This is a genomic window from Nocardioides litoris (assembly GCF_006346315.1).
GTDB lineage: Bacteria > Actinomycetota > Actinomycetes > Propionibacteriales > Nocardioidaceae > Nocardioides > Nocardioides litoris.
The window spans coordinates 210,287-225,956 of the sequence record NZ_VDMR01000008.1 but is presented as its reverse complement, the minus strand read 5'-3'; the positions used below and the strand labels follow the sequence as shown (position 1 = coordinate 225,956).

Here is a 15,670-nt window from a genome sequence, read left to right as displayed (position 1 = left end):
GTCACTGCTCGACCGTCACCGCGTTCCAGACCTCGTCCTGCACGGGGCTTGCGGTGTAGCCCTCGACGCCGGGCGCGAAGGCCAGCGAGGGGACCGGGTGGGCGAGCGGGACGCCGGGCAGGAACTCCATGACGTCCTCGTTGATCTCCTCGTACAGGGGCGTCTGCTCCTCGACGGTCGGGATCTGGCGCGCCTCGCGCAGCTTGCCGAACAGCTCGGGGTTGTCGAAGCCCCACTCGGGCTGCTCGGTGCCGAAGAAGACGCCGACGAAGTTGTCGGTGTCGTTGTAGTCCCCGGTCCAGCCGAGCAGGTGGATGCCGTGGTCGGACGTGCCCTGGATCTTCTCGAGGTAGTCCGGGTCCCACTGGTCGGCGGTCGGCTTGATCTCCAGGCCGACGGCCTGCAGCTGGGTGCTGAGGATGTTGAAGGTGGCCTCCGGGTCCGGCATGTAGGGCCGCGAGACGCCGGTCGGGTAGTTGAACTCGATCGTCGCGCCGGTCGCGCCGGCCTCGTCGAGGAGCTGGCGGGCCCGCTCGGGGTCGTACTCGTAGGTGGTGACGTCGGGGTTGTAGCCCGCCACCACGTCGGGGATGAACTGGGTGGCCTTGACGGTGCCCTCGGGCAGCGAGGTGCTGACGACCTCGTCGAGGTTGATCGCGTGGGCGATCGCCTGGCGGACCCGGATGTCGTCGAGCGGCTTCTGCTTCTGGTTGAAGCCGAGGTAGAGGACGTTGAACGCCGGCCGGTTCTCGATGGTGAAGCCCTCGCCCTCGAGCGCGGTCAGGTCGGCCGGGCCGACCAGGTCGTAGCCGTCGATGTCACCGGCGCGCAGCGCGTCGGCGCGGGCGGTCGGGTCGTCGATGGCCACGACGATCGCGCGGTCGACCTTGGCGACGTCGCCCCAGTAGTCGTCGTTGCGGACCAGCGTGACGTTCTCACCGGGGGTGAACGACTCGAAGGTGAAGGGCCCGGTGCCGACCGGCGCACCCGCGGAGTACGTCGTCTGGCGCGGGTTCTCCGCGGCGTCGTCCTGGTCCTTCTGCAGGGCCGTGGGGCTCTGCATGGAGAAGGCCGGCAGGGACAGCGCGGACAGGAAGCCCGCGAACGGGGACTTCAGGTTGACGGTGGCGACGCCGTCGCCGGCCTCGCAGGACTCGTAGATCGCGTCGCCCGAGGTCTCGCCGGTGGCGAAGCCACGGAACAGGGCGCCGTAGTAGTAGGTGAGGTCGGGGCTCTGGGCCGAGGCCGGCATGTTGTACCAGCGGTCGAAGTTGAAGCAGACGGCCTCGGCGTCGAAGTCGGTGCCGTCCTGGAACGTCACGCCGTCGCGCAGGGTGAAGGTGTAGGTGAGGCCGTCGTCGGAGACGTCGTACTCCTCGGCCAGCAGCGGCGCCGGGTCGGCGGTGCCGGGCTCGGTGCCCACGAGGCCCTCGAAGATCTGGCGGGCCACGCGGAAGCTCTCGCCGTCGGAGGCGAAGAACGGGTCGAAGGTGACCGGCTCGGCCGAGCCGGCGAACACGAAGTCGCCGCCCGTGGCGCCGCCGCCCTCGCTGCCCCCGCCGGAGCCGCCCTCACCGTCGCGGTCGCTGCTCGCGCAGCCGGCCAGGACCAGGGTGGCGGCCGCGACCAGGGCCAACCCGCTACGCAGCGGTCGATGGTTCAGACGCACTTTTCACCTTCTTGCCTCGGGGGTGCCGGGCCCGGGCCCGGCTGAGTCCCGGGCACCCTACTGTCGGGCGGCGCGAGGGGGCTACGGCCACCGGGCCGCAACGTGTCTCGCTTCGGTAACGAACCGCCGTCGATCCGGCGACCGTCGCGAGCTGCGCCCGCAGATCCTCCGGACGGGCGGGCCTCAGGCCGGCAGCAGGTACGACGCCAGGTCGGCCGGGGCGACGTCGACCAGGGTCTCGGCGAAGACCCGCCGCTCCCCCGGCTCCACCGGGACGTGGTGGGGCACGACGAGCACCGTGCACCCGGCGGCCTCGGCGGAGCGGCTGCCCGTGCCGCTGTCCTCGATCGCCAGGCACTCGGCCGGGTCGACACCGAGCTGGCGGGCGGCGGCGAGGTAGGGCTCCGGGTCGGGCTTGCCGCGGCTGACCTGGTCACCGGTGACGACGACCTGGAAGGAGCCCGGGGGGAGCACCTCGAGGATCGGGGCGACGAAGCGTTCCCACGACATCGTCACGAGCGCGCAGGGCACGCCCTCGGCCCGCAGCGCAGCGAGCAGCTCTCGGGCACCGGGGCGCCACGGCACCGACCGCTGGACCTTCTCCACGACGCCGTCGAGGAGCAGCTCGACGATCTCGATCGGCTCCAGCGGCAGCGGCATGTGGTCGCGGATGAAGGCGCCCGACTCGAGCAGGTCGTTGCCGACGAGCTGCAGGGCGAGCTCGTCGTCCCAGTGGCCGCCGTACCGCTCGGCCAGGGCGTACTCGGTCTCGATCCAGTAGGGCTCGGTGTCGACGAGGGTGCCGTCCATGTCCCACAGGACCGCGGCCGGGCGCGTGGTCTCGAGACGGGCGTGGCCGCCCTCCTCGACCACCGTGTGCTCGGCCGGGCGCGTGGCACCGGGACGGACGTGGCCGCCCGCCTCGACCACCGTGTGGTCGACGGGGTCCGCCACGCTCAGTCCTCCGGCTCGTAGCCGAGGTTGGGCGAGAGCCACCTCTCGGCCTCGGCGACCGTCCAGCCCTTGCGCTCGGCGTAGTCGGCGACCTGGTCGCGACCGAGGCGGCCGACGACGAAGTACTGCGACTGCGGGTGGCTGAAGTACCAGCCCGAGACCGAGGCGCCGGGCCACATGGCCATCGACTCGGTCAGCGTGATGCCGGTGGCGGCCTCGACGTCCAGGAGCTCCCACAAGGTGAGCTTCTCGGTGTGGTCGGGGCAGGCGGGGTAGCCCGGGGCGGGCCGGATGCCGTCGTACTTCTCGGCGATCAGGTCGGCACTGGACAGGTGCTCGTCGGGCACGTGGCCCCAGAACTCCGTGCGCACCCGCTGGTGCAGCCGCTCGGCGAAGGCCTCGGCAAGCCGGTCGGCGAGCGACTCGAGCAGGATCGCGTTGTAGTCGTCGTGGGCGTCCTTGAACGCCTGCACCCGCTCGGGCAGGCCGATGCCGGCGGTGACGGCGAAGCCACCGACGTGGTCGGCCAGGCCGCTCTCGCGCGGGGCGACGAAGTCAGCCAGGGACTTGTGGGCCACGCCCTGGCGGTGGTCGCCCTGCTGGCGCAGGTGGTGCAGGGTCGCGCGGACCTCGGTGCGGCTCTCGTCGGTGAAGACGAGGGTGTCGTCACCCTTGCCCTCGGCGGGCAGGAAGCCGTAGACGCCCTTGGCGGTCAGCCACTTCTCGGCGATGACCTGGTCGAGCATCTCCTGGGCGTCGTCGTACAGCTTGCGGGCGGCGTCGCCGTGGGTGGGGCTGTTGAGGATGTCGGGGAACTTGCCCTTCATCTCCCAGGCGTTGAAGAAGGGCTGCCAGTCGATGTAGTCGCGCAGCTCGGCGAGGTCGTAGTCCTCCAGCTGGTGCACGCCCGGCTGCTGCGGCACCGGCGGGACGTAGCCGGTCCAGTCGATCGGCGTGGCGTCGGCCTTGGCCTTCTCGAACGTCACCAGCTTGCGGTCGCCCTTGCCGGCGTGGCGGGCGCGCAGGGCGTCGTAGTCGGTGCGGACGTCGGCCAGCAGCGTCTCGCGGCGGGTCTCGTGCAGCAGCGCGGCGACGGTGGGCACCGAGCGGGAGGCGTCCTTGACCCAGACCACGGGGCCGTCGTACCGGGGGTCGACCTTGACGGCGGTGTGGGCGCGCGAGGTGGTGGCACCGCCGATGAGCAGCGGGATCTCGAGGCCTTGGCGCTGCATCTCGGAGGCCAGGTTGACCATCTCGTCCAGCGAGGGCGTGATGAGCCCGGACAGGCCGATGACGTCGGCGTCGACCTCGGCGGCGGTGTCGAGGATCTTCTGCGCCGGCACCATGACGCCGAGGTCGATGACCTCGAAGTTGTTGCACTGCAGCACGACGCCGACGATGTTCTTGCCGATGTCGTGCACGTCGCCCTTGACCGTGGCCATGACGATCGTGCCGTTGGTCTCCTTCGCCGTGGCCAGGGCGGGGTTGTCGAGCTTCTCCTGCTCGATGTACGGGATGAGGTAGGCGACCGCCTTCTTCATCACGCGCGCCGACTTCACCACCTGCGGGAGGAACATCTTGCCGGCGCCGAACAGGTCGCCGACGACGTCCATGCCGCTCATCAGCGGGCCCTCGATGACCTCGATGGGCCGGCCGCCGCGGTCGGCGATCTCCTGGCGGAGCTCCTCGGTGTCGGCCTCGACGTGGGCGTCGAGACCCTTCACCAGCGCGTGGGTGATGCGCTCGCCCACGGGCAGGCTGCGCCACTCCTCGGCGGTGGCCTCGGCCTCCTCGCCCACCTTGTTGTGTGCCTCCGCGATCTCCAGCAGCCGCTCGGCGGCGTCGGGGCGGCGGTTGAGGATGACGTCCTCGATGCGCTCGCGCAGCTCGGGCTCGACCTGGTCGTAGACGACCAGGGCGCCGGCGTTGACGATGCCCATGTCGAGGCCGGCCTCGATGGCGTGGAAGAGGAAGACCGCGTGGATCGCCTCGCGCACCGGGTTGTTGCCGCGGAAGGAGAAGGAGACGTTGGAGATGCCGCCGGAGACCTTGGCCCCCGGCAGGTGCTGCTTGATCCAGCGCGTCGCCTCGATGAAGTCGACGCCGTAGTTGGCGTGCTCCTCGATGCCGGTGGCCACGGCGAAGACGTTGGGGTCGAAGATGATGTCCTCGGCCGGGAAGCCGACCTCGTCGACCAGGATCCGGTAGGCGCGCTCGCAGATGGCGATGCGGCGCTCGTAGCTGTCGGCCTGGCCCTCCTCGTCGAAGGCCATGACGACCGCGGCGGCGCCGTACTTCTTGACCAGGCGGGCCTGCTCGCGGAACGGCTCCTCGCCCTCCTTCATGGAGATCGAGTTGACGATGGCCTTGCCCTGCACGTTCTTCAGGCCGGCCTCGATGACCTCCCACTTGGAGGAGTCGACCATCACCGGGACGCGGCTGATGTCGGGCTCGCTGGCGATGAGCTTGGTGAAGCGGTCCATGGCCGCGACGCCGTCGATCATGCCCTCGTCCATGTTGACGTCGATGACCTGCGCGCCGTTCTCGACCTGCTGGGCGGCCACCGACAGGGCGGTGTCGTAGTCGCCGTCCTTGATCAGCTTGCGGAACTTCGCCGAGCCGGTGATGTTGGTGCGCTCGCCGACGTTGACGAACAGGCTGTTGGCGTCGATGGTGAACGGCTCGAGGCCCGAGAGGCGCAAGGCCGGGTCGGCGGCCGGCACCTCGCGGCGGGGCTTGTCGGCCACCGCACCCGCGATCGAGGCGATGTGGTCGGGCGTGGTGCCGCAGCAGCCGCCCGCGAGGTTGATGAACCCCGCCTCGGCGAACTCGGCCACCATCGCGGCGGTCTCGTCGGGCTCCTCGTCGTACTCACCGAAGGCGTTGGGCAGGCCGGCGTTGGGGTAGCAGGACACGAACGTGTCGGCGATGCGGCTGATCTCGGCGATGTAGGGCCGCATCTCCTTGGCCCCGAGCGCGCAGTTGAGGCCGATGGCCAGCGGCCGGGCGTGGCGCACGGAGTCCCAGAAGGCCTCGGTGACCTGGCCCGAGAGGGTGCGGCCCGAGGCGTCGGTGATGGTGCCGGAGATGATGACCGGCCACCGCCGGCCGTGCTCCTCGAAGAGGGTGTCGACGGCGAAGATCGCCGCCTTGGCGTTGAGGGTGTCGAAGATCGTCTCGATGAAGATGAGGTCGGCACCACCGTCGACCAGCCCGCGGGCCGCCTCGAGGTACGCCGGCACGAGGTCGTCCCAGGTCACGTTGCGCGCGCCCGGGTCGTTGACGTCGGGGCTGATGCTCGCGGTCCGGGTGGTGGGACCGAGCGCGCCGCCGACGTACCGCGGGCGACCGGTCTCGGCCGCGACCTCGTCGGCCACCCGACGGGCGAGCCGGGCGGCCTCGTGGTTGAGCTCGTAGGCCAGGTCCTGCATGCCGTAGTCGGCCAGCGAGATCGCGTTGGCGTTGAACGTGTTGGTCTCGATGACGTCGGCGCCGGCCTCGAGGTACTCGCGGTGGATGCCCGCGATGATGTCGGGCTGGGTCAGCGTGAGCAGGTCGTTGTTGCCTTGGAGGTCGCTCGGCCAGTCGGCGAACCGCTCGCCGCGGTAGCCCTCCTCCGAGGGCCGGTCGCGCTGGATGGCGGTGCCCATGGCGCCGTCGAGGACGACGATCCGCTCGCGCAGGAGCGCGGTGAGCTCGTCGGTGGCGTCGGGACGCAGGTCAGGCACGGGTCTCCTCCTCGGTCTGCCAGCGTAGGAACGGCCTTCCACCACGCGGACAGGGTTCTCAGATCGTGGCACCCGCCACGGGGGCTGCGGTAATCGCGAGGGCGGTCGCCACCGGGACAACGCACCGGCCCTGGATAGGCTTCCCGGATGATCGAGATGGAGGAGACCCCCGACCTGGTGGACCCGCTGGTGATCGCGGCGTTCGAGGGTTGGAACGACGCCGCCGACGCGGCCTCGTCGGTCGTCGACCACCTCATCGAGGTCTGGGGCGCCCGGGTCGTGGGGACCCTGGACCCGGAGGACTTCTACGACTTCCAGGTCAACCGGCCGCTGGTCTCGACCGGTGACGACGGCCACCGGCGCATCACCTGGCCCACCACGCGGATCGCGGTGGCCTCCCCGCCCGACCTCGACCGCGACGTCATCCTGGTGCGGGGCATCGAGCCCAACATGCGGTGGCGGCAGTTCTGCGCCGAGATCCTCGCCGCCTGCGACGAGCTCGGCGGCGAGCTCGTCGTCACCTTCGGCGCACTGCTCGCCGACACCCCGCACACCCGGCCGATCCCGGTCTCCGGCACCGCGACCGAGCCCGAGCTCGTCGACCGGCTGAAGCTCGAGCCGTCGACGTACGAGGGTCCGACCGGCATCGTCGGGGTCTTCCAGGACGCCTGCGCGCGCCTCGACATCCCGGCGGTGTCCTACTGGGCGGCCGTGCCGCACTACGTCGCGCAGCCCCCGTGCCCCAAGGCCACCCTGGCCCTGGTCGGCCAGCTCGAGGACCTGCTGGAGGTCTCGATCCCGCTCGGCGAGCTGGCCGAGGACGCCCGGGCGTGGGAGCGCGGGGTCGACGAGCTGGCCGAGGAGGACGAGGACGTCGCCGACTACGTCCGCTCGCTGGAGGAGTCGCGCGACACCGCCGAGCTCCCGGAGGCCTCGGGCGAGGCCATCGCGCGGGAGTTCGAGCGCTACCTCAAGCGGCGCGACGACGACGGCCCCGGCAGCGGTCCGGGCAGCGGTCCCGGCAGCGGTCAGGGGCCGGTCGCCGGGGGCTGACCCACGGAGGCTCGGGCGTCGTCAGCCGCCCATCGCGGCCCGCACCTCCTCCGGCGTCGCGTCGTCCGGGGTGGCGAGGAGCCACTGCACCCCGAACGGGTCGCGCACCCGGCCCCACCGGCCTCCCCACGGCCGGTCGGACATCGGGTGGACCACGGTGGCCCCGCGGTCGAGCGTCGCCCGGGCCAGGGCATCGGGGTCGTCGTGGACGACGTCGAGGATCGGCCCGGGCGTGGGCGCCGGGTCCGCACCGTCGGCGTCCTTGAGCGTCAGCCGCGTCCCGAGCACGTCGAGGGTGGCGAAGACGACTGTCCCGTCGTGTCCGAAGACCGGGCCCACCTCGGCGCCCAGCACGTCGGCGTACCAGGTGAGGGCGTCGGCGGCACGGCCCACGACGAGCTTGGGGCGGACGGCGTTGGGTTCGTCGGTCATGCCGCCCATCATCGCCCAGGGCCGGGCCGTGGGTCAGTGCGTCAGGACGACCTTGAGGACGACGATGACGCTGCTGGCCACGGCCAGCACCACCCCCGCCCACCACGACCGCGGCGAGGGCGCCCGTCCCTCCAGCCGGGCGACCAGCACCCCCATCCCGGCGAGCCGCACCACCACCGCGGCGCCGGCGAGCGGCAGGGCGACGGCGGGGTCGAGCGCGAGGAGCCAGGCCAGCAGCAGCACCAGGGTGGGCAGGCTCCCCGAGGACAGGATCGGGACGGCGTCGCGCAGGTCGGCGCGGCGCTGCGCCCGCGGGCGGGGCTGGTCGGGGTCGGCGTCGATGGCGCCACCGACCGCGTGCGCGACCACGTGGGCCAGGAAGGTGGTCACGGTCGTGCCGAGCACCACCAGCACGGCGCGCCCGTCCTCGACGTCCTCGGCGCTCGTCACGGCGAGCGCGCCGAGCACCAGGATGTTGCCGTAGGTGTAGGCCGAGACCCGCTCCCGCGCCCGGTGGACGTCGAGCGAGGCGCCGTACCGGTGGGCGAGGCGGTCGAGCCGCCGCGCGTGGGCGCCGTTCAGAGCAGGACGCCGAGAGCGGCGTCGACGACCGCGAGCACCGCGGTCGCGGCGTCGGGGTCGGAGGTGTCGGCGAGGCCGTCGGTGCCGAGGGTGGCGTCGACCCACGCGGTGACGGCCGCGACGGCGCGCGGCGCGTCGAGGTCGTCGGCGAGCGCCGCGAGCACCTCGGTGACCACCGGCGCGGCCGGGGCGCCGGCGCCGAGCGCGACGGCGCGCCGCCAGCGGCCGAGCTCGTCGACGGCGTCGAAGAGCTCGGCGTCGGTCCACTCCCAGTCGGCCCGGAAGTGGTGGCGCAGCAGGGCGAGCCGGATGGCCATGGGGTCGATGTCGCTGTTGCGCAGGGCGGAGACGAAGACGAGGTTGCCGCGCGACTTCGACATCTTCTCGCCGTCGTAGCCGACCATCCCGGCGTGGCTGTAGACCTGCGCGAACCGGGCACCGGGCTCGACGACCTGGGCGTGGCCGGCGCACATCTCGTGGTGCGGGAACACCAGGTCGCTGCCGCCGCCCTGGACCTCGAAGGCGGCGCCCAGGTGTTCGCGGGCGATGGCCGCGCACTCGACGTGCCAGCCGGGGCGTCCCGGCCCGAACGGGCTCGGCCACGACGGCTCGCCGGGGCGCTCGGCGAGCCACACGACGGGGTCGAGCGGGTCGCGCTTGCCGGCGCGGTCGGGGTCTCCCCCACGCTCGCCGAACAGCCGCAGCATGGTCTCCCGGTCGTAGCCGGACTCCTCGCCGAACGCCGGGTCGGCGGTCGCCGACTGGTAGAGGTCGCCGTCGACGGAGTAGACCGCGCCCGCGGCCTCGAGCGCCTGGATCATCTCGACCACCAGCGGGATCGACTCGACCGCGCCGGCGTAGTGGTCGGGCGGCAGCACCCGCAGTGCCTGCATGTCCTGGCGGAACAGCTCGGTCTCGCGCTCGGCCAGCTCGACCCAGTCGACCTTGACCTTCGCCGCCCGCTCCAGCAGCGGGTCGTCGACGTCGGTGACGTTCTGGACGTAGCGGACCTCGTGCCCCGCGCTGCGCCACGCCCGGTTGAGCAGGTCGAACCCGACGTACGTCGCCGCGTGGCCCAGGTGGGTCGCGTCGTACGGCGTGATGCCGCAGACGTAGAGCCGCGCCGGGCCGTCCTTCGGCGTGATGGTGACGCGCCCGCCGGTGGCGGTGTCGTGGAGCGAGACCTCCGGGCCCGTGACGGGCAGGGCGGGGACCTCGGGGGCCGACCAGGAACGCATGGGCGCAGCCTAGTGAGGGTCGTCGCCGGCTGCTGAGGTGGCTGGTGGCCGCGGGTGGGGCGGGTGGCCGCGCGCGTGGCAGGCCGCGTCTCGGCGTCAAGGACGCCTGCGGCGCCGCTGCGCGGCCGCTTCGCGGTCCTTGACCCCGAGCCTCGCGCGGCCCGCCGACCTGCGCGCTGTCGGCGACGCCTCGTGTCCCGTGCCCGGCGCGCCGCCGCTGGCGCGGCCACCCGCCCCACACCTCACACGTGACCCGCCCGCACCACTCCTGGCGGGGATCTCCCACTCCTGGTCGGTAGTTCCCCGCCAGAAGTGGGAGATCGGCGTCAGGAGTGACACTGGTGTGACGGATGGGGCGGCCGCGCCAGCGGCGGCGCGGGCGGAGCCCGTGCCGGCAAGCGCGCCGTCAGTCGATCGGGCGAGGCTCCGGGTCAAGGACGACCGAAGGTCGCCGCGCAGCGGCAGAGCGAAGCGACGTCCTTGACGCGGAGACCCGATCGACTACGCGCGCGGCCGCCCACACCAACCACCAAGCCCGGCGGCAGCCCTACGAAGGCGGCGCGTGGGGGCGGCGCGGCGCCACCGGTCCGCGACCGACCGAGCGGGGCGCAGGCGCCCGGGCCCAGGTCAGACCGGGCCACACGGCGCACGGAGCTGGAGGGAGGCCGCCCGCGGGACGCGGCGCGGTGGCCAGACCGGCGGCAGCGATCCAGAAAAGCCGCGCGCGGCCGCGGGTGCCGAACCGGAAGCGACCAGTCGACTCAGAACGGCGGCCAGGGGATCATCGGCCACTCGCCCCGCGGCACGGGCATGACGCCGCGCTCGAGCAGCCGCCGGCAGCGCCGGGCGAAGGCGTCGACCTCGAGGTCGGTGAGGTGGTGGGAGAGGGTCGCGCCGAGGTCGCCGGCGAGGGCGGCCAGGACCCGCTCGACGCCGGCGACGTGCTCGTCCTCGAGCGGGTAGCCGTGCCAGCCCCACAGGACGGTGCGCAGCTTGGGCTCGTGGTGGAAGGTCAGGCCGTGGTCGACGCCGTACCGGTGGCCGTCGGCCATCGAGAGCACGTGGCCGCCCTTGCGGTCGGCGTTGTTGGTGATGACGTCGAAGACGGCCATGCGGCGCAGCGGGGCGGAGTCCTCGTGGACCAGCGTGACGTCGCGGTCCTGGTCGTCGAGGCCGTCGAAGACCGAGAGCATGCCCTCGGGCACGGTGCCGGTGCGGACGAGCGTCACCGCCTCCTGGTCAGGGTCGGGCTCCTGCCACTCCTGGACCATCCCGGGGCCGTGGGGGCCCTCGGCGAGCCAGGTGCGTGGGACGACGTCCCAGCCGATGGCCTCGGAGACGGCGTGGGCCGCGACCTCGCGGTCGGCCAGGGTGCCGTCGGGGAAGTCCCAGAGCGGACGCTCGCCACGGACCGGCTTGTAGACGACGCTGGTGCCGTCGAGCTCGCCGAGGAAGGTGGCGTTGGAGGCGGGCATGATGCGCCCGCGCAGCTCGAGCCCGGTGGCATCGGGCAGAGCGCCGGAGGTCGGGCCGGTCACGCAGGCGACCTCACGGGGCCTCGGGGTCGCGCCGGCGGAAGCCGTTGGCGCGGACGCACAGGTGGCCGTCGGGGTCGATCGGGTTGCCGCAGAACGGGCAGCTGGGGCGCCCGGCCTCCAAGACCTGCTCGGCGCGCTGGACGAACGAGCGGGCCGCGGCGGGGGTGAGGCGCACGAGGAGCACCTCGTCGGGCTCGGGCTCCTCGAAGTCCTCGTCGACCTGCTCGGGCGAGACGACGGCGGCCTCGGTGAACGGGAAGACCTCGATGACCACGCGCTCGTCGTCGGGGTCCCACGACAGGGTCATGGTGCCGGCGCGGAACTCCTCCTCGATCGGTTGCTCGAGGGGGTTGGTGTCCTCCATGCCCAGCGGGGCGACCGCCGGCACGACGCCGGAGGTCTGGGTCGCCATGACCTCGTCGAGCAGCTCGTCGACCCGCTCGGCCAGCGCAGCGACCTGCTGCTTCTCCAGGGCCACGGAGGTCACGCGAGGACCGGTGCGGGCCTGGAGGAAGAACGTGCGGGCACCGGGCTCGCCCACGGTGCCGGCGACGAACCGCTCCGGGGGGTCGAAGGAGTGGACGATCGGCATGTCGACCACCCTAGGACCGTGCCGTCGGGCCCGCGCCACCCCCGACGGGTGCGTCGGCGGCCGGGGTCTTGGTCGAGCGGCGGCGCCCCTTCTTCGGGGGCGGCGGCCGGAGCCAGGAGAGGTCGCCGGCGTGGGTGTTGGTGGCGAGCACGTAGGGCCGGGACTCGGTGTAGCGCACGATCGAGACCGAGGCCGGGTCGACGTTGATGCGCTGGAAGAGGTCGAGGTGCATGCCGAGCGCGTCGGCCAGCACCGACTTGATGATGTCGCCGTGGCTGACCGCCACCCACACCGCGCCCGGGCCGTGGGCGGCCTCCAGCGCCGCGTCGTGCCGGCGTACGGCGGTCACGGCCCGCGACTGCATCGCCGGCAGCGACTCCCCACCCGGGAAGGCGGCGGCCGAGGGCTGGGTCTGCACGGTGCGCCAGAGCGGCTCCTTGGCGAGGTCCTTGAGCAGGCGCCCCTGCCACTCGCCGTAGTCGCACTCCGAGATGCCCTTCTCGGTGACCAGCGCGAGGTCGGACCCGTCGGCCGCGGCCGTGGTCTCGCGGGCGGCCAGCAGGGCCCGGGAGGTCTGCTTGCACCGCTCGAGCGGGCTGCTGACCACGGCGGCCAGCGGCACGACCGCCAGCCGCTCCCCCGTGCGCCGCGCCTGCTCGGCCCCGACCTCGTCGAGCCGGACGCCGGGCAGCCGCCCGGCGAGCGTGCCCGACGCGTTGGCCGTCGTGCGACCGTGCCGCACGAGGATCACCGTTGCCATGTCGTGGACTGTAGACGGCCGGTCCGCGCCGTCGCGGGGACTACGGTGACGCCCGTGATCGTGGACAGCGCCGTGTACCGGGGCGGGTCGAGGGTGCCGCTCGACTGCGCCCACCACGACTACGCCGCGCTGCGCGCGTCGGCGCGCGAGCACGACGGGTTCGTGTGGATCGGGCTCTACCAGCCGAGCGAGACGGAGCTGGGCGAGGTCGCCGAGGCGTTCGGCCTGCACAAGCTGGCGGTCGAGGACGCGGTCAAGGCCCACCAGCGCCCCAAGCTCGACCTGTACGACGACAGCTTGTTCCTCGTGCTCAAGACGCTCTGGTACGTCGACGAGGACGACCAGGTGGAGACCGGCGAGATCAACCTGTTCGTCGGCCCCGACTTCGTGGTCTCGGTCCGGCACGGCCGCGGGGCGCGGCTGGAGAAGACCCGCCGCTTCCTCGAGGACGCCGAGCACGTGCTGACCCACGGCCCGTCGTCGGTGGTGTACGCCGTGTGCGACACCGTGGTCGACGGCTACACCGAGGTCGTCCAGTTCCTCCAGGAGGACGTCGACGAGGTCGAGGAGTCGGTGTTCTCCCAGCAGCGCACCCGCGACTCGGCCCGCATCTACACGCTCAAGCGCGAGATCGCGGAGGTGCGCCGGGCGGTGCTGCCGCTGCGGGAGCCGATGCGCCGGTTCGCCTCCGGGCTCGTGGCGGGTGTGGAGGCGGAGGCGGCGCCGTTCTTCCGCGACGTGGTCGACCACCTCGCCCAGGCCGCCGAGATCGTCGACACCCTCGACGGCCTGCTCTCCAGCGCCTTCGACGCCCACCTCGCCTCGATCTCGGTCCAGCAGAACGACGACATGCGCAAGATCTCCGCCGGCGCCGCGCTGGTCGTGGTGCCGACGCTGATCGCCGGGGTCTACGGCATGAACTTCGACAAGATGCCCGAGCTGCACTGGACCTACGGCTACCCGTACGCCGTGGGCCTGATGGTGCTGGTGAGCCTGGGCCTGTACTGGTTCTTCAAGCGGTCCGGCTGGCTGTAGCCGGGGTGCGGCCGGGTCAGGCGACCAGGACGCCCGTGGCGAGCAGGGCCATCGTGGCCAGGCCGAGGGCGACCCGGTAGAGCACGAACGGCGTGTAGGAGCGGGTGGAGACGTAGCGCAGGAGCCAGGCGATCGCGGCGTACCCGACGACGAAGGAGACGACGGTGCCGACGATGGTCGGCGCCCAGCCGTAGGGGTTGTCGCCGCCGGGGATCTCCTTGAGCTCGAACAACCCGGCCCCGACGACGGCGGGGATGGCGAGCAGGAAGGCGTAGCGGGTGGCCGCCTCGCGGTCGTAGCCGAGCGCGCGGCCCATGGACAGCGTGGCGCCGGACCGGGAGACGCCGGGCAGGAGCGCCAGCGCCTGGGCACCGCCCATCAGCACCGCGTCGCGCAGGGTGATCTGCGCGATCTGCTTGTCCTTGCGGCCGAACCGGTCGGCCAGCCCCAGCACGATGCCCATGACCACGAGTGCGGTCGCGATGACCCACAGGTTGCGGAAGTCGCGCTCGATGACGTCCTTGAGCGCGATGCCGAGCACGACGATCGGCAGGGAGCCGATGATGATGAACCAGCCCATCCGGGCGTCGAGGTGCCCGCGCAGCTCGGGCTTGACCAGCGAGCGGAGCCAGGTGGTGGCGATCCGCCAGATGTCCTTGCGGAAGTAGAGGAGCACGGCCAGCTCGGTGCCGATCTGGATCACGGCGGTGAACGCCGCGCCCGGATCGCCCCAGCCGAACACCTCGGGGTAGATCCGCAGGTGGGCGCTGCTCGAGATCGGCAGGAACTCCGTCAGACCCTGGATGACACCCAGCACGACGGCCTGCAGCAGCTCCACCACGACGACGGAGGCTAGTGCCCGCGCCCGCGCGCCCCCGCATCCACGCCGACGCCCGTCGACTAGGTTGGAGGTCATGCAGCAGCGCTCCCTGGGCTCGACCGGGCTGCGGGTCTCCCGCCTGGGGCTGGGCACGATGACCTGGGGCCGCGACACCGACGAGCACGAGGCCCGCGACCAGCTGATCGCGTTTGCCGAGGCGGGCGGCACCCTGCTCGACACGGCCGCGGGCTACACCGACGGCGACTCCGAGCGCCTCATCGGCTCGTTCCTCGGCGACGTGGTCGCGCGCGACGAGGTCGTGCTCGCCACCAAGGCCGGCATCTCGCGTCGCACGGGCGAACGGGTCACCGACACCTCCCGCGGCCACCTGCTGACCACTCTCGACGCGTCGCTCCGCCGGCTCGGGGTCGACCACGTCGACCTGTGGCAGGTGCACGTGTGGTCCGACCGGGCCCCGATCGAGGAGACCCTCAGCGCGCTCGACCTGGCCGTGACCTCCGGCCGGGCGTCGTACGTCGGCATCAGCAACTACACGGGCTGGCAGACCGCCCAGGCCGCCACCTGGCAGCGCGCCGTCCCGGGCCGGGTGCCGATCGCCTCCACCCAGGTGGAGTACTCCCTGCTCAACCGGCAGGTCGAGCACGAGGTGCTCCCGGCCGCGGCCGCCCTCGGGCTCGGCGTGCTCCCCTGGTCGCCGCTGGGCCGTGGCGTGCTCACCGGCAAGTACCGCGGCGGCACCCCGTCGGACTCCCGGGGAGCCTCGCCCGTCTTCTCCGGCTTCGTCGGCGCCTACCTCGACGACGCCTCCTCGCGGGTCGTCGAGGCCGTCGCCCGCGCCGCCGACGGCCTCGGCTGGTCCCCGCTCGAGGTCGCGCTGGTCTGGGTGCGCGACCGGCCGGGCGTGACCGCCCCCGTCGTCGGTGCCCGCACCGCCCAGCAGCTGCGCGGCTCGCTCGACCTCGACGACAAGCAGCTGCCGCCCGAGCTGGTCCAAGCCCTCGACGACGTCTCCGGAGGTCTCTGAATGCCCCGTGTGGACCGACGCCCGCCCCGCCCCGGCGTGGAGTGGGAGTTCGACACCGTCACCTACGCCCGCGACTTCTCGCGCAACGTGGTGACCAAGCTGCTCGTCGAGCGGGCCGAGCACGGCGGCTGGGAGCTCGACCGGGTGCGCATCGGTGCCGACGGCAAGCGACGCGTCGTGCTGCGGCGCAAGATCATCCGCGCCGTCCGCACCGCCTGACGCCG

At 72.6% G+C, this 15,670-nt stretch carries 14 protein-coding genes; 4 read left to right on the top strand and 10 right to left on the bottom strand.

The window, feature by feature from the left end:
• Position 1 precedes the first annotated feature (1 nt).
• The 3 genes from FJQ57_RS18965 to metH form a co-directional block, all read right to left on the bottom strand.
• Entirely contained in the window at positions 2–1,636 is a 1,635-nt protein-coding gene (locus tag FJQ57_RS18965; protein WP_246081902.1) for an ABC transporter substrate-binding protein, read from the bottom strand.
• Positions 1,637–1,852: 216 nt separating this feature from the next.
• Positions 1,853–2,623, bottom strand: coding sequence for an HAD family hydrolase (locus FJQ57_RS18960; RefSeq protein WP_246081901.1), 771 nt, complete (start codon positions 2,621–2,623; stop codon positions 1,853–1,855).
• A 2-nt stretch (positions 2,624–2,625) separates the two neighbouring features.
• Positions 2,626–6,351 carry a methionine synthase gene (gene metH / locus FJQ57_RS18955; RefSeq protein ID WP_211349137.1) on the bottom strand — a complete coding sequence of 1,242 codons (3,726 nt, stop codon included), beginning with the start codon at positions 6,349–6,351 and terminating at the stop codon, positions 2,626–2,628.
• Positions 6,352–6,498: 147 nt separating this feature from the next.
• Between metH and FJQ57_RS18950 the strand changes: the two genes are divergently transcribed.
• Positions 6,499–7,404 (top strand): PAC2 family protein, encoded by a 906-nt coding sequence (locus tag FJQ57_RS18950; protein WP_139983346.1) that lies wholly within the window; start codon positions 6,499–6,501, stop codon positions 7,402–7,404.
• 21 nt (positions 7,405–7,425) lie between these two features.
• Here FJQ57_RS18950 and FJQ57_RS18945 read toward each other — a convergent pair whose 3' ends face one another.
• The 6 genes from FJQ57_RS18945 to FJQ57_RS18920 form a co-directional block, all read right to left on the bottom strand.
• Positions 7,426–7,836 (bottom strand): VOC family protein, encoded by a 411-nt coding sequence (locus tag FJQ57_RS18945; RefSeq protein ID WP_170219510.1) that lies wholly within the window; start codon positions 7,834–7,836, stop codon positions 7,426–7,428.
• Between the two features lie 33 nt (positions 7,837–7,869).
• Positions 7,870–8,286 carry a hypothetical protein gene (locus tag FJQ57_RS18940; RefSeq protein WP_170219509.1) on the bottom strand — a complete coding sequence of 139 codons (417 nt, stop codon included), beginning with the start codon at positions 8,284–8,286 and terminating at the stop codon, positions 7,870–7,872.
• Between the two features lie 128 nt (positions 8,287–8,414).
• On the bottom strand, positions 8,415–9,656 hold the full coding sequence (gene mshC, locus FJQ57_RS18935; protein ID WP_139983341.1) for a cysteine--1-D-myo-inosityl 2-amino-2-deoxy-alpha-D-glucopyranoside ligase: 1,242 nt from the start codon (positions 9,654–9,656) through the stop codon (positions 8,415–8,417).
• 761 nt (positions 9,657–10,417) lie between these two features.
• Positions 10,418–11,194, bottom strand: coding sequence for an SCO1664 family protein (locus FJQ57_RS18930; protein ID WP_281284294.1), 777 nt, complete (start codon positions 11,192–11,194; stop codon positions 10,418–10,420).
• Positions 11,195–11,204: 10 nt separating this feature from the next.
• A complete protein-coding gene (locus FJQ57_RS18925) occupies positions 11,205–11,786 on the bottom strand; it encodes a DUF3090 domain-containing protein (RefSeq protein ID WP_139983339.1) in 582 nt (193 codons plus the stop codon).
• A gap of 10 nt (positions 11,787–11,796) precedes the next feature.
• The gene (locus FJQ57_RS18920; RefSeq protein WP_139983337.1) at positions 11,797–12,546 is read right to left on the bottom strand and encodes a histidine phosphatase family protein; all 750 of its coding nucleotides are present in this window, start codon (positions 12,544–12,546) and stop codon (positions 11,797–11,799) included.
• 54 nt (positions 12,547–12,600) lie between these two features.
• Between FJQ57_RS18920 and corA the strand changes: the two genes are divergently transcribed.
• Positions 12,601–13,581 carry a magnesium/cobalt transporter CorA gene (gene corA, locus FJQ57_RS18915; protein WP_139983335.1) on the top strand — a complete coding sequence of 327 codons (981 nt, stop codon included), beginning with the start codon at positions 12,601–12,603 and terminating at the stop codon, positions 13,579–13,581.
• 16 nt (positions 13,582–13,597) lie between these two features.
• On the opposite strand, the gene FJQ57_RS18910 is transcribed toward corA, so the two are convergent.
• Positions 13,598–14,422, bottom strand: coding sequence for an undecaprenyl-diphosphate phosphatase (locus tag FJQ57_RS18910; RefSeq protein WP_139983333.1), 825 nt, complete (start codon positions 14,420–14,422; stop codon positions 13,598–13,600).
• A 73-nt stretch (positions 14,423–14,495) separates the two neighbouring features.
• Between FJQ57_RS18910 and FJQ57_RS18905 the strand changes: the two genes are divergently transcribed.
• Together FJQ57_RS18905 and FJQ57_RS18900 are read left to right on the top strand one after the other, a co-directional pair.
• Entirely contained in the window at positions 14,496–15,446 is a 951-nt protein-coding gene (locus FJQ57_RS18905; protein WP_139983331.1) for an aldo/keto reductase, read from the top strand.
• Positions 15,447–15,665, top strand: a complete 219-nt coding sequence (locus FJQ57_RS18900) for a DUF5703 family protein (protein ID WP_246081900.1) — start codon at positions 15,447–15,449, stop codon at positions 15,663–15,665.
• Positions 15,666–15,670: the final 5 nt, after the last annotated feature.